The organism is Candidatus Omnitrophota bacterium, from assembly GCA_028699255.1.
Classification (GTDB): domain Bacteria; phylum Omnitrophota; class Gorgyraeia; order 2-01-FULL-45-10; family 2-01-FULL-45-10; genus FEN-1322.
On the sequence record JAQVUX010000010.1, the window covers coordinates 1 to 14,203 of the forward strand.

Annotated in this window: 12 protein-coding genes and 2 tRNA genes; all 14 read right to left on the bottom strand. The window is 48.8% G+C overall.

Annotated elements, in window-relative coordinates:
* Positions 1-440: 440 nt before the first annotated feature.
* A tRNA-Ser gene (locus PHS46_07485) sits at positions 441-530 on the bottom strand.
* A gap of 248 nt (positions 531-778) precedes the next feature.
* Entirely contained in the window at positions 779-1,942 is a 1,164-nt protein-coding gene (locus tag PHS46_07490) for an alpha/beta hydrolase (protein ID MDD3906348.1), read from the bottom strand.
* 8 nt (positions 1,943-1,950) lie between these two features.
* On the bottom strand, positions 1,951-2,532 hold the full coding sequence (locus PHS46_07495; GenBank protein ID MDD3906349.1) for a flavin reductase family protein: 582 nt from the start codon (positions 2,530-2,532) through the stop codon (positions 1,951-1,953).
* A 48-nt stretch (positions 2,533-2,580) separates the two neighbouring features.
* Positions 2,581-2,670 (bottom strand) — tRNA-Ser (locus PHS46_07500).
* Between the two features lie 474 nt (positions 2,671-3,144).
* Positions 3,145-3,507 carry a response regulator gene (locus PHS46_07505; protein ID MDD3906350.1) on the bottom strand — a complete coding sequence of 121 codons (363 nt, stop codon included), beginning with the start codon at positions 3,505-3,507 and terminating at the stop codon, positions 3,145-3,147.
* A 3-nt stretch (positions 3,508-3,510) separates the two neighbouring features.
* Positions 3,511-5,472: a PAS domain S-box protein gene (locus PHS46_07510; GenBank protein MDD3906351.1), complete on the bottom strand. Its 1,962-nt coding sequence runs from the start codon at positions 5,470-5,472 to the stop codon at positions 3,511-3,513.
* A gap of 171 nt (positions 5,473-5,643) precedes the next feature.
* On the bottom strand, positions 5,644-6,318 hold the full coding sequence (locus PHS46_07515) for a hypothetical protein (protein ID MDD3906352.1): 675 nt from the start codon (positions 6,316-6,318) through the stop codon (positions 5,644-5,646).
* Positions 6,318-7,586, bottom strand: coding sequence for a serine--tRNA ligase (gene serS / locus PHS46_07520; protein ID MDD3906353.1), 1,269 nt, complete (start codon positions 7,584-7,586; stop codon positions 6,318-6,320). Before serS ends, PHS46_07515 begins: the two co-directional genes overlap by 1 nt.
* Before the next feature lie 9 nt (positions 7,587-7,595).
* The gene (locus tag PHS46_07525; protein MDD3906354.1) at positions 7,596-9,050 is read right to left on the bottom strand and encodes an RtcB family protein; all 1,455 of its coding nucleotides are present in this window, start codon (positions 9,048-9,050) and stop codon (positions 7,596-7,598) included.
* A complete protein-coding gene (locus PHS46_07530) occupies positions 9,047-9,493 on the bottom strand; it encodes an archease (protein MDD3906355.1) in 447 nt (148 codons plus the stop codon). Before PHS46_07530 ends, PHS46_07525 begins: the two co-directional genes overlap by 4 nt.
* Complete coding sequence (locus PHS46_07535; GenBank protein MDD3906356.1) at positions 9,490-10,914, bottom strand: MFS transporter; 1,425 nt, start codon at positions 10,912-10,914, stop codon at positions 9,490-9,492. Before PHS46_07535 ends, PHS46_07530 begins: the two co-directional genes overlap by 4 nt.
* Positions 10,915-10,933: 19 nt before the next feature.
* Positions 10,934-12,064, bottom strand: coding sequence for an ABC transporter permease (locus tag PHS46_07540; protein ID MDD3906357.1), 1,131 nt, complete (start codon positions 12,062-12,064; stop codon positions 10,934-10,936).
* Positions 12,061-13,206 carry an ABC transporter permease gene (locus tag PHS46_07545; protein MDD3906358.1) on the bottom strand — a complete coding sequence of 382 codons (1,146 nt, stop codon included), beginning with the start codon at positions 13,204-13,206 and terminating at the stop codon, positions 12,061-12,063. Before PHS46_07545 ends, PHS46_07540 begins: the two co-directional genes overlap by 4 nt.
* Positions 13,178-14,131, bottom strand: a complete 954-nt coding sequence (locus PHS46_07550; protein MDD3906359.1) for an ABC transporter ATP-binding protein — start codon at positions 14,129-14,131, stop codon at positions 13,178-13,180. Before PHS46_07550 ends, PHS46_07545 begins: the two co-directional genes overlap by 29 nt.
* Between the last annotated feature and the right edge of the window lie 72 nt (positions 14,132-14,203).

Consider the following 14,203-nt stretch of genomic DNA (forward strand, 5'->3'; position numbering starts at 1 on the left):
TACCCTTGAGGCATTTTTGATATTTTTTGAGTCATTGGGCGAAAGGCAAATTTTGCCGCGCCCCAAAATTTGCCTTTCGCCCTCGAGTCTTGTGTGAGGCGCGCACTCGGCGACCCGCCGTCTGCGAGATCATTTTAGGTTGTAGCAGGCGGGTGCGGACGAGCCTGTAGAGAGATTGCTTCTCCCGCCCTCGGTCATGCACGGGCGGGATCGCAATGACGGAGGAGTAGGGCGAGGACGCGAGAGTCCCGCCTGGAGTGAGCTTAGGGGCGGGACGATGCCGAGCATTGCGTTAAAGACTAATTTTTTACTTCAGGGGAACCCCTGAAGTATGTTCGAACAAAGCGGTGGACACACCGCCATGTTTGATAGGGGGCGCTTAATAGATAATGTCGGAAGGTACCTTCCGACATTATCTATTAAGCGCCCCCTATCAAACATGGCGGAGGAGGTAGGATTCGAACCCACGGTGGGCTTGCGCCCACAACAGCTTTCAAGGCTGTCGCGATCAACCACTCTGCCACTCCTCCACTAACCCTTCAACCCGACGATTAGGCGATTTTAATAGATTTGCGAAGCAAATCTATTAAAATCAGCCACTCTGCCACTCCTCCGCTTGCTATAATCTCACTCAGGCAAGCGTCCCGCCCCCGGTTTAAGTCCGGGCGGGACAACCTTATAGCCTACATTCTATATTATATATACTTGTATGCAAACGGAACGCTTTTCCCGCCTTCGGCGGGACAAACAATTCCGCTTGCGTAACATTATAACACGCCTATCGCGAATTTTGCATTACCCAGTAATCCGCGCCGTTTTTAAACTTCAACAGATAAAGGCATCTGTTCACATTTGGCTTCGCGTCAAGTATGCGCATATAAAAATCATCATAAAACTCCGGGCATTCCAGATAATACCCATGCCTGAAGCTCGAACTATTGATAGGCGTTACATCTATCACCGTAAACTTATCCGGATCCAGCGATTTCAGGTAAAGCACTCCCCTTACTTCTTCCAACTGTTCAGGGTCTTTCACCCTCATCTTCATGCGGCCAAGCCTGTCGTCCTGGTTTATCACCCCGCTCATAAGCAAGGCCCCGTCGTCGGAGGAAACGTATGCCGTCATTTTTTTCGAAAGAGCGTCGAATTCTTTTTTAAACTTGTCGTTAAATTGGTCCCGGCTGACATCCGGAGCCGCCAGCATTACATGGTCTATCTCGGCATCCTGGTCGGCAAAATCGGGTTGTTCATAAAGACGATCGAAGGCATCGCAGGTTACCTGGCAACCGAGGCTCGACGCCTCGATCCAGAGCTTCTCCGGCTTTACCTCGCGAACGACCTTCGCCAGCACACCGGCCAGATATGGCCCGGAGGCGGAAGCCAGAGATTGCGCCTTCGCGTAACCAGGAATATCGACGGGCTGATCGCCGGGCCAATCGAATAAGAGAACCGGCGTATTCACATCAAGTAGATATGAAAAATAGGCGGCCTTCATCGCGGTAGCCTCAAAACCGTCCTTGTATCCGAAGACGAGCACGAGAACGGATTTATGTGGTGACGCATTGACGGCTTCGGATAATTCTTTCATAAAATTATCCTCGGCCAATCTTTTTGTATCCTGCACTTCTATCAACCCGTTCTTCTTTATGCGATCCGGCAACATCGTCCCTATCTTCAATCTCGGGTCTATCCTTATATTAAGCGTTCCGTATCCCGTCTCTTTACCGAGCTCGGGCTTATAATCGGGTTGTCCGTCGGAAGCACGGCCGATGTCGCGGCTCGTCGCGTAAAAAATATTGACCACCCTGTAACGGCCTTCCGTCCTGTAATTTATACGTTTATACAGGTCTTCTAAGTAATAGTTTTTGGTTGTTTTGATAGGCAGGACAGAACATCCGGATAAGAATATCAGACCGCATATAATGGCAATATATTTACGCAAAAGCCCCTCTACTTTTTCGATAAGTCCTGCATCGTTTTTACTGTAAAAGCATCGGCTAAATGTTGTCCAACGCCATAATACGCGCGGTTTGCCGGATCGAAAATAGCCGGGCTTATCTTTTTTATATCCGGCGCTCCATTTTTACCCAGCGCCGTTTCATCGGCCTTCACATCCTTTATCTCGCCTATAAATAAAGTATGCAATCCCAACTTGATCGCTTGGGTCATAACGCATTCCACGACAAAAGGAAATTCGCCGACATAAGGCGCGTCTACGATATTACTTTTGACCGGCGTAAGCTTCGTATCGGCAAATTTATCTCCGCTCCTGCCGGACACCACGCCGAAATAATCGGCTTCTTTGATAAACTTCTCCGAGGGAATGCTTATGGTAAAGGCTTTTCTGGAGATAATGTTGCTATAAGTATAAGTGGCTTCCCTTATGGCGACACCGACGGAAGGCGGATTAGAACAACATATGCCTCCCCAGGCCACCGTCATCACATTCGGCTTATCGTCTTTATCGTATGTCCCCACCACAAAAACAGGCGTTGGGAAAACGATCGTCTTCGCTCCTATGGATTTTTTCATCTATGCCCTCGCACTGTATCCGCCATCTTTTTTCTTGTCGAAAAAAGATGGCGGAGAGGGAGAGATTTGAACTCTCGTACCCCGTTAGGGATAACACGCTTTCGAGGCGTGCGCCTTCAACCACTCAGCCACCTCTCCGCAAACTATTCTCAACAAAACGATTAGGCGATTTCGCCTGAGTCACTTCACGCGTATCGCGAAATCAGCCACTCAGCCACCTCTCCGCAAACCACTTGCAACCGACGATTAGGCGGTTCCGATAACCCGGCGAAACACCATATCGGAACCAGCCACTCAGCCACCTCTCCGCAAACTATTCTCAACAAAACGATTAGGCGATTTCGCCTGAGTCACTTCACGCGTATCGCGAAATCAACCACTCAGCCACCTCTCCGCAAACTATTCTCAACAAAACGATTAGGCGGTTCCGATAACCCGGCGAAACACCATATCGGAACCAGCCACTTTAGCCACCTCTCCGATTGCCGGAATCTCAGTCTTGCAATCGGTCCCGCCTTTAATTTCAGTCCGGGCGGGACCACTCGCAGGTCATATTATACAAAAAATCCATCTATATGGCAAACAATTGCGGCAGTTTATGGTAGGCAAAAATCATTTTATCAATTTCTCTATCTTATTGAATAACACCTTGGGATTAAAGGGCTTCATGATGCCGTCATCCGCGCCAGTCTCTTTTATCTTTTCCTCAACCTCATGTGCGGTCGCGGTAAATAATATAACTGGAATTTTTTTGAGCTCATTGTCCGATTTTAGCCTTTTACAAAACACTTCTCCTCTTTCGCCGGGCAAAAGAAGGTCCAGGAGTATCAAGTCCGGATTATGTTTTATCACCACCTCCATCGCATCCGCGGTATTTTTTGCCTCAAGCGTCTCGTAGTTGGCGGTTTTCAGCCTGATCTTCGCTAGATACAATACATCCTCCTCGTCTTCTACTATCAGTATCTTTTTCTTCATATCTCACCCCCGTCTTTCTTTAAGCGGTAAAATAAAGGATAGTACCGAACCCTTACCCCATTCGGATTCTATCCATATCTTACCTTTGTGTTTTTCTATTATCTCTTTCGAAATGGCCAACCCAAGACCGGTCCCGATAGTTTTTGTCATGGCGCGATCTTCTCCGCGCCAGAACCTATGAAATACCTTAGGAATATCTTCGGGCTTTATTCCTATCCCGGTATCCGTAACGGAAACTTTAACCGTATTGCCTTCGATCTTCGTAGATATTGTAATAGTACCTCGTTCCGTAAATTTCACGGCATTATTCACTAAGTTCATAAGCACCTGGAGCATCTTATCCTTATCGAACAATAACTTTGGGATCTTCGCCTCAAGATCGGTCAAAAGTTCCAGTTTCTTTTCTTTCGCGACGCCGGACATGGTATTGCAACATTCTATGATCACATTATTTATATCGTACGATTTAAAGTTTAACGTTACTTCGTCGGATTTCATCCTCTGGAAATCCAGCACATTACTTATCAGGCGGTTAAGCCTGTCGACGTTCTTTTTAACTATGCTTAAAATATTTCTATTTTCTTTTCCGACACTTCCATTTATCTCTTCGAAAACCAGGGACACGCCTTCTTTTATCGCGGCCAAAGGAGTGCGCAATTCATGCGAAACGGAATTCATAAAATCATCCTTCATCCCGGCCAATCTTTTGCGCTCGGTGATATCCCTTAATATAGATATAAGGCAATATTTATTACCGATCACAGCGCGCTTTATAGTTGCTTCCACCCAGAACGACCTGCCCATCCTGTCTATGGCAGGCCATTCAAAAAGTTGCTGTTCACCGGCAATAGCTTTTTCGTAAAAATGACTGGCTTTGTCCCAGGTATAAGGCTCTTTATCGAGCATAAAGGTCTTGATGTAGCGGCCGATTATCTCCTCTTTCGAACAACAGAACATTTCACATGCGGCCTTATTGGCATCGAGCGTGCGGAAGTTATCTATATCGCGTATCATGATAGCGTCGCTGGCCAGTTCGAATATGGACCTGTAGTTGGCTTCGGATATCATCAGCGCCGCCTCGGCGGCCTTACGCTCGGAAATATCCCTGAAGCTTCCCATGAGATATTTTTTACCTTTTAAAAATATTACCGACGTCGATATGTCGGCATAAAAAATGGTGCCATTCTTCCTCCTTACCATCATATCCGATGCAAGTTTAAAGTCGCCTCTCGCCTGGCCTTCAAACACTTCGATGGCATGCGGCAATTCTTCTCTGGGGTGTATATCGAGAACGCTAAGTTTGCACATCTCTTTTACGGTATAACCCAGCATCCTGCAAATGGCTTTGTTGCACATGAAAAACTTTTTGGACGCCGCGTCAGCCAATATCATTCCATCCGCGGCTTCATTAAAAAAAGCCCTAAATCTCTCTTCTGATTCTTTAAGCTCTGCCGTACGCTCTCTTACCACATCCTCAAGATGTGCATGATATTTGGCGAGCTCTTCTTCCGAGCGTTTTCGATCGGTGATATCACGCCCTTCGGGAATGATAAAAATTACCTTGCCGTCTTCACCCATGACCGGCTTTAGCGAAAAATCTATATAGTGGATACTTCCGTCTGCGGCAGGATGAGTTGCTTCGAAAAATACGGTTTCGCCGCGGGAGGCTTTTTTTATGCCATTTCGTAATTTATTCCGCATCTCTTCCGAATGGGCCCACCAGGGCGTATCCCAAAAAAACTTGCCTATGCAATCCGCTTCTACGATCCCCGCGAACTGCATAGCCGTCCTGTTAGCCTCAACCAATTTTCCGTCCGGCGTCATCATGCCGATAAACTGGAAAGTTTGGTCAAAAACAGCGCGGATCTTTTTCTCGCTTAAACGCAGGGCGTCCTCGGTATTTTTACGTTCGACGGGATCGGGAAGCACTGTCTTTTTGAGTTTGTTTCCGTATTTTTTATTCATATATGCCTTTATAAAAATAAAAATCCGGACCTTGTACCTTATTTTCAGGTAAAGTCCGGATTAGAAAAACCATACTGTATATATCCATAAAATCTCCTCGTTATTAACAAAGAGACACTTTAATAGACTACTCCCGCAGAATATTTTATGCAATTAAAATCTTGTCCTACATCAAAAGAATAACTGTTTGACTATCGCGATATAAGCGTTCTTAGACATAGCCCAGGAATCGATGAAGAATTTTTTCGCCGAGAACTCCGGGAATATCAGAGTAAACAGCATCGCTATAACGACAATATTAAGGACATATACCAGTATTATCGAAAAGAAATATCCCGATTTAACAAAATCCGGCTGTCTGATCTTCATAACTTCTATCGTCGAGATCATGTGGAAAGCGAGCGCAAACCCTATTAAAAATATAAAAACCGAACCGTTTATATTGTAGGAAGCCGCGATTACAAAATATATCGCCGCGATTATTATCGCGTATATCGGTATGAAATATGGACTGAGCTCTATGAGTGTGTTCGACTTATCCGTACCGACACTGCCGCCTTTCTCGGAAACCTTGAATGACTTTACTTTACCGCCCAGCACCCACGCGATACCGGCGTGGACGGCTTCGTGGCCAAGCACGTAAAGATACGTCGGCTTGTAAAATAAAAGGTGCAGTATCGCGTATGAAGCTATCCCCCATACGAATAATGACATACGATTCGCTATCACCGGGATAAGGACAAGATTCCTGTAAAACGCTATCGATACGCCGACGGCAACCGGGATCGAAAGAACCGCGATTATGAGCTTCAGGAATAATTTAATGATACCCGATTTTTTAGCCATTATTTGATTACGGTTGCCCCGTCCATGTAAGGCACAAGCGCTTCGGGAATATTGACACTTCCGTCTTTATTCTGATAATTTTCGAGTATCGCTACGACGAGCCGGGCGAGCGCAACGCCGGAGCCATTCAGAGTATGCACGAACTCTTTAGCTTTAGCGCCCTTTCGCGCGAATTTTATATTCGCGCGGCGAGCCTGGAAGTCGGCGAAGTTGGAACAGCTCGACACCTCCAGATACGAGTCGGTGCCGGCGGCGTAGAGCTCGATATCGTAGCACTTCGCGGCGGCGAACGATATGTCGCCGGTCGCGAGCAGTATAACACGATACGGCAGGCCCAAAAGCTGAAGCACCTCCTCGGCATCTTTCAAAAGCTTCTCGTGTTCGGCCGGCGAGTCCTCAGGCTTAACGAATTTAACAAGCTCAACCTTATCGAACTGATGCACCCTGATCATGCCCTTAGTATCTTTGCCATACGAACCGGCTTCACGTCTGAAGCAAGCGGTATAGGCTGTGTAGCAAATAGGAAGTTTATCTTCGTCCAGGACATCGCCTGAATGTATATTCGTAACCGGCACTTCCGCTGTTGGTATTAAATAGAGGTCGTCATTCTGTAATTTATACATGTCCTCTTCGAGTTTCGGCAGTTGTCCGGTGCCCGTCATCGAACGCCTGTTCACGAGGAACGGCGGAAATATCTCTTTATATCCGTGTTTCTTTGTATGAAGATCGAGCATGAAATTGATAAGCGCCCGCTCGAGCCGCGCGCCCTGACCCATAAAGAGAATAAAGTTTGAACCGGATATCTTTGTTGCCACACCGAAGTTGATTATACCCAGCTTCTCCGCAATCTCAATGTGATTTTTAGGGGTAAAGTCAAAAGACGGATTTTTACCCCAAGCACGGACTATTTTGTTGTTTTCCGGCCCGCCAACAGGTACGCTTTTATCGGGTATATTTGGGATTATATATGTAAAATTTGCTATTTTTTGGTCTATATCACCCACTTTTTTGTCTAAATCAGACACTTTTTGGGATACTACCTTCATTTTATCAATAACTTCTTTTGGGTTCTTTTTAGCCTTAATAGCCGCGGATATCTCATCGTTGGCCTTGTTGCGTTCGGCTTTAAGCGTTTCGACTTCTACGAGAAGCGACCTGCGTTCCTCGTCCAGCGCGAGAAGCTCATCGATGTTAAGCTTTGAGTTTCGCGCCTTCAGCGCGTCTTTAACGACCTGCGGATTTTCACGAATAAATTTAATGTCTAACATTATAGCTCCTTATCCCTTTATCACACCCAGTGGACGCATTCTACAAACACGCCGCGAAATACCCGCGCCGTGTACGACCGAGACTACCTGGTTCACGTCTTTATACGCTTCCGGCATCTCTTCTGAAAGAGTCTGTCTACCGGTCGACTTTACTATTATACCTCTATCTTCCAATTCGCGCGATATAGATCTGCCGCGGCCCGCCCTGATCGCCGCTGAACGCGACATGAGCCGGCCGGCTCCATGGCACGTCGAATAAAATGTCTCGCGCGCGAAGGCTGTGCCCACGAGAAGATACGAGCCCCTGCCCATGTCTCCGGGGATTATCACCGGCTGGCCCGTCTTAGTATATTTCGCGGGAAGCTCCGGGTGGCCCGGAGGAAAAGCGCGGGTGGCGCCCTTCCTGTGAACGCAGAGCGTGCGCTCTTTGCCGTCTATCTCGTGCTTTTCGATCTTCGCTATATTGTGCGCGACGTCATAGATGAGTTCCATACTCAAGTCTTTCGCGCTCCGCCGGAAGACTTTCTCGAAGACGCGCCTCGCCAGATGCATCAGGCACTGACGGTTGGCCCATGCGTAGTTCGCCGCGCACCGCATCGCGCCCAGATACGCTTTACCCTCCGGCGAATTGACCGGAGCGCTCGCAAGCTGTTTATCCGGGACATTTATCCCGTACTTAGAGAGCGTGTGTATAAAATCCCTGGCGTATTCGTCGCAAACCTGGTAACCCAGGCCGCGCGAACCGGAGTGTATCATGAGCGTGACCTGCCCCTCCTCGAGGCCGAACACACCTGCCAGCTCTTTGTCGTATATCGTATCGACCGCCTGGATCTCGAGAAAGTGATTGCCCGAGCCGAGAGTACCGGACTGGTTCTTGCCGCGCTCATACGCCCTGGGCGAAACACCGTCGGGATCGGCGCCTTTTATCTCGCCGTGTTCCTCGGTATATTCGAGGTCCTCGGCCGTGCCGTATCCGTGTTCGACTACCCAGCGAGCGCCCTGCGCGAGAAGCTTCCGCTCGTCGGAGTGGCTCACCCTGATATCGCCTTTAGAGCCGACGCCTGCCGGCACTTCGGCGTACAGGGCGCCTACGAGATCCTTCAGCTTGGGCCATAAGTCTTTCTCGAAGAGATTAGATTTCACGAGCCGGACACCGCAGTTGATGTCAAAGCCTACTCCGCCGGGCGAGATGACTCCGCCCGCGTCGACGTCGGTGGCGGCGACGCCTCCTATCGGGAACCCGTAGCCCCAGTGAATATCCGGCATGGCCAGCGAGCTTCCTACAATCCCGGGAAGTGTGGCGACATTCGCGACCTGGTCGACCGCCTTGTCCGCAAGGATCGCATCGAGCATATCCTCGGAAGCGTAAATAATGCCGTCGGTGCGCATGCCGCTCTTATAGCTTTTCGGGATGCGCCACCGGTATTCGTCGATCTTCTCCAGAACGCCGCGGGGGATCGTCATACGTCGAATATCAACTCCACGCTTAAACCACCGTCCGACTTTTTTATCGATAATCCGGAATATGTGACAGCCTTTATCTCCGTCTTGAGGCGGTTTCTATTTGCGGAGATCGGCCGACCGGACACCTTGGCTTTAAGTAAATTATCGGACATTTCAAAGATCTCGAACTTCGAGAGTATCAGCTCCTTCGTGCAGGAAATATATAAAAGCTCGTCGAGCCATGAGACGAGAAGCTCCTCCGCCGTTTCGCCGTGGGCCTCCACCGCCGCCGACGCGGAAGGCTTTATTCCATCGAGATCGGCCATAACATCGAACATACCGAATGCCGCGTTCGCGAAAAGCTCCTTTAAATCCCGCCCGAAGACGCGAACACCTATATCGGCTGTGTGGGGGAACTGCTCATATCTTTTTTTCGCCGGGTTCACGGACGGAGATTTTATCATATTTTACGATCCTCCGCCATAACGGAAAAGACAAATGCCGCTATCGCCATGCAAACGCCGAATAAAAACATATTACGGAATCCGCCATGAAGAACCTCCGGAGAATGCTTCACGAGGTTTGCGTCAACCATTCCCCCGCCCATCATAAAACTTATCGTCTGTATTATAACGACCGGAAATACGGCTATGCCCAAGACTCCCCCGACACTCAAACATATCTTGTACACGCCTGAAGCGACGCCCTGCTTGTCGTCGGGCGCATGCGACATTACGAGTTTATTGTTCGGGGCCATGAACAATCCGGCCGCCAAACCGACCATCGCCAGGGCGGCAACAAAGATCGGCATGCCCGAATCAGGCTTCATTAGCGAAAATATGAAAAACGCTATTCCTTCCAGGGCGGCGCCCGCCGAACAAAGAACTCTTGAGCCGATGCGATCCGACAACCTGCCCGCCACAGGCGCTACGAAAAGCATTATAGTCGGAGCTATTATGAGATAGATTCCCGCCTGCATTGTAGAAAGTCTTTTTATCATCTCGAGATAAAACGGCGCTATGAATATACAGCCCATGAGTAACGCTACTGCCATAACGGCGGCGAGATTTGAATACGTAAAATTGCGATTCTTGAATAGCGTAAAGTCGAGGACGGGGTAGTCTATCTTCCTCTCCCGCGCAAAGAAGAGAATGAAACCGATGATCGAAACGGCGAAGCTTATGAGAATAGGAACAGGCGGACTGTTCAGCTTGCCGAGCAGATTAAGGCCGTAGACAAGTCCGGCGAGAGCCATAAATATAAAAGCGGCGCCGATCGTATCGAATCTGCGGTCCGCGGCGGCTTTCTGCTTCACGGGAAGCACCTTAAGCGCGAGTAATATCGCCAATATCGCGACGGGAATATTCACAAAAAATATGCCGCGCCAGATAAAATGCGCGTTTATATAGCCTCCCAGTACGTTGCCGAGCGCGAAACCGAGCCCCTGGGTAAGCGCCACGAGCCCGAGCGCCATCCCCCTCGAGCGCACCGGTAAAAATGTCGTAAGTATCGCGACCCCCATCGGACTCATCATGGCTTCGCCGAGAGACTGGAACATCCTTAACGCGATGAGTGTGTTTATGTTCGGAGCAAATACGCAGGCTATCGACCCTGTAATGAACACCACAAGGCCCGCGATAAAAACCTTGCGATACCCCCTGATGTCGCCCAGTTTTCCGAACCCGAGAAGCGAGCTCGTCACGATCAGCATGTACGCCATCGGGAGAAATGCCGCCACTCCGATACCGACATTAAAATAGCGCGAGATCGTCGGAAGCGAGATATTCATCATGCTAAAATCGATCGAGAATATGAATACGGAAGCTATCACCGCCAGGATTATCTCGACCTGCCGGCTTCTTTCCTTGATTATATACTCTTCCATTATTTTCTCCTGTTCGTTTTTATTCCATACTCCGATGGAACCTTAAAACACTTAAGCTTATAACCGCAAATCCCATCGCCAAAAGCGGCAGAAGTTGCGTCCACAAAAACTCTATGCCCACACCTTTTAAAAATATAGTTCTTGTTATGACCATGAAATAGCGCAATGGGTTAATAAAAGTTGCCCATTGTATAACCTGGGGCATATTGGCAATAGGATATGCGAATCCCGACAGAAGAACGGTCGGCATGAAGAAAAGAAATACCGACATCATGGCCTCCTGCTGTGTCGCGGATATCGTCGAGATGAATAAACCTATCCCCAGGGTCGTAAAAAGATATATGCAGGTGCAGAAAAGCAGAAAAATAATACTACCTCGCAGCGGCACATGGAACCACGCCACCCCCAGCGTAGTTATAAGCGCGATCTGTATGAGCGCTATTATCGCGAAAGGGATGAGCTTGCCGGCGATAAGCTCTATCGGACGGAGGGGGCTGACAATCAGTTGTTCCATCGTCCCTATTTCCTTCTCCTTAACTATCGCCATAGCTGTTAGAAGAAGCGACATCATTGTAACAATCGTTGCGATAACGCCCGGAAGGTAATAATTTCTGGAGACGAGGTTGCCGTTAAACCACGGCCGGTCTCTCAAGTCCACCTCGGGTATGTTGCCCGCGATGCCAAGGGTCTCCGCCCTCTCTTTCATTATACGCGCACCAAAAGCACCCGTAACCTTGTCGGCATAACCCATCACTATCATGGATGTATTCGAGTCGGTGCCGTCAAAAGCGAGCTGGACCTGGGCATCCTTGCCGGCGTTCAGATTACGGCCGAAACCACGATCGATACGTATAACGACACTCGCCGCCCCCTTATTAAGAAGCTCGTCCTGCTCTTCGCTCGTCGAGATATAATGCTCGGGCACAAAATAATTAGAAAATGTAAAATCTCGGAGGAGCTGACGACTTTCGTAGGTATTGTCCCTGTCGAGTATAGCGGTCGGGACATAGTTTATGTCTTTATTGGCGGCGTAACCAAAAAGTATTATCTGGACGAGCGGGGTAATAAAAATAACCGTCTTCATCCGCGGGTCGCGGAAAACCTGCTTGAACTCTTTTATAAGGATCGCTTTGATCCGTTCGAAACTCATACCGCTACCTTCTTTTTAAATTTAGTCACGGCGAAAAATACCATGATCGCGGCAAATAAAAATAGAAAGAGCGCTTCGTCCCACATCGAATTAAGACCATTGCCCTTCAAAAATAATTCCCTTAAGACGACGATATAATAACGCGCGGGTATGAAATAGGTAACTACCTGGAGCGCCTGCGGCATATTGAATATCGGATATATGAACCCGGATAGAATTATCGTCGGTATCATTGTTGTTAACGTGGCCATCTGGCTGGCCATAAGCTGTGTCTTTGCCACTATCGATATAAGTATCCCCTGTGAAAGAGCGCCTGCCAGGAATAGAAAACTTAAGCCCATAAGGAGAAGATAGCTACCTCTAAAAGGTACCGCGAACAGGAATCGGGCCATGAGAACTCCTACTATGAGATCAAAGAGCCCGATAATAAAATATGGTATGAATTTCCCGGCGATGAGCTCCGGCCCTTTCACCGGCGTCGAGATAAGCTGTTCCATCGTGCCCCTCTCCCATTCCCGGGCGATGCAAATAGACGTCAGAAGCGCCGCGATTATCATGATGATCATGGCGATAACGCCGGGGACGATAAACCAGGTGCTGGTAAGCCCCATATTGAACCAGATCCGCGTGCGCGCGTCCAAAGATTTCGTCGGCTTCATGCCGCGGGCGGAAAGCGTGGTGGACAAAAGCTCTGTATTGTACCGTGAAACGACTGCCTGGACGTAACCGCGGGCTATCGTCGCCGTGTTGGCGTCACTGCCGTCCATCAGAAGCTGTAGAGGCGCCTTTTGCCCCGATTCTATATAATGGGAAAAATCCTTCGGAATGACCAGCGCCATTATGACTTCGCCGGAGTTTATCATGCGCTCTATGTCACGGTAGTTGTCGGTATATTTTATTATTTTAAAATACCTGGAATTTTTGAAATTGAGAAGGAAATTGCGTGTAAGCTCGGAGGACGCGTCCTGGTTCCACACGACGGTGCGCACATGGTCTATATCGAGAGACAGGGCGTAGCCGAAAAGAAATAACAGGAATACCGGTATACCGAGGGCAAGGGTAAGCGAACGCGGGTCGCGCTTGATCTGGATGAATTCCTTCCACGCGACGGCCTTAATTCTTTTTAAGCTCTGTTTTGTCATAGTTCTCTATCAATGAAACAAATACATCTTCCAGGGACGGAAGTATCTTGTTGACACCGAAAGAACGCACGCCGGCGCCTTCCAGGAACTTCTTTATCGCCGGCGCCGCCTTCAGGCTGTCGTATACCACGGCGTGAATGTTCGCGCCGAAAAGCGCCGCCTCTTTGACGCCTTCCATCTTCGATATTCTCTCGAGCCAATCCTGCGAGTCCGGCAATGTTATCTCGAGGATCTCGCTCTTCATGCAGGTGGTCTTCATTTCCTGAGGCGTGCCCATAGCGATTATCGTACCGTGGTAGATAAGTACCATGCGGTTGCAATTCTCCGCCTCATCCATGTAGTGCGTGGTCACAAAAACCGTTACGCCCTTGGCGGCCAGCTGTTTTATAACGCTCCAGAAATTTGCGCGCGTTATCGGGTCGACGCCCGAGGTCGGCTCGTCCAGAAATATTATCTTCGGCCTGTGCAAAAGCGCGCACCCCAGGGCCAGGCGCTGTTTCCATCCTCCTGCAAGCGAAGAGGTAAGATTCGATTCCATCCCTTCAAGGCCTGCGGTACGCACAGTAGATTCGAAACGTTCTTTCTTCTCCCGCGCCGGTATCCTGTATATCCCGCTGTAAAAATTGATATTTTCCGCCACCGTCAGATCGTTATAGAGGGAGAACTTCTGCGACATGTAGCCGATATTCTGTTTTATATCCTTCTGCTGTTTTATGATATCGAAACCGCCGACCGTGCCTGTGCCGCTTGTAGGTGAAATGATGCCGCAGAGCATCCTTATAGTCGTCGATTTTCCGGCGCCGTTGGGGCCGAGAAAACCGAATATCTCGCCACCGGCCACATCGAAATCGATATTGTTGACAGCCGTGAAGTCGCCGAATTTCTTCAAAAGTCCCCGGACGCTTACCGAATTATTATTGCTCATTTTTTATTTTCACACTCGTTTATAGCTGTGATGAACGCCTCTTCGAGCGTTTTGGCACCGAACGCCTTTTTC

Bases quoted from the DNA above. Each gene is read 5' to 3' on its own strand.
- PHS46_07515 (MDD3906352.1), bottom strand. From the start codon at position 6,318: ATGGCTAAAAAATCGGGTATCATTAAATTATTCCTGAAGCTCATAATC.
- PHS46_07530 (MDD3906355.1), bottom strand. From the start codon at position 9,493: ATGATAAAATCTCCGTCCGTGAACCCGGCGAAAAAAAGATATGAGCAG.
- PHS46_07525 (MDD3906354.1), bottom strand. From the start codon at position 9,050: ATGACGATCCCCCGCGGCGTTCTGGAGAAGATCGACGAATACCGGTGG.
- serS (MDD3906353.1), bottom strand. From the start codon at position 7,586: ATGTTAGACATTAAATTTATTCGTGAAAATCCGCAGGTCGTTAAAGAC.
- PHS46_07545 (MDD3906358.1), bottom strand. From the start codon at position 13,206: ATGACAAAACAGAGCTTAAAAAGAATTAAGGCCGTCGCGTGGAAGGAA.
- PHS46_07540 (MDD3906357.1), bottom strand. From the start codon at position 12,064: ATGAGTTTCGAACGGATCAAAGCGATCCTTATAAAAGAGTTCAAGCAG.
- PHS46_07510 (MDD3906351.1), bottom strand. From the start codon at position 5,472: ATGAATAAAAAATACGGAAACAAACTCAAAAAGACAGTGCTTCCCGAT.
- PHS46_07505 (MDD3906350.1), bottom strand. From the start codon at position 3,507: ATGAAGAAAAAGATACTGATAGTAGAAGACGAGGAGGATGTATTGTAT.
- PHS46_07495 (MDD3906349.1), bottom strand. From the start codon at position 2,532: ATGAAAAAATCCATAGGAGCGAAGACGATCGTTTTCCCAACGCCTGTT.
- PHS46_07550 (MDD3906359.1), bottom strand. From the start codon at position 14,131: ATGAGCAATAATAATTCGGTAAGCGTCCGGGGACTTTTGAAGAAATTC.
- PHS46_07535 (MDD3906356.1), bottom strand. From the start codon at position 10,914: ATGGAAGAGTATATAATCAAGGAAAGAAGCCGGCAGGTCGAGATAATC.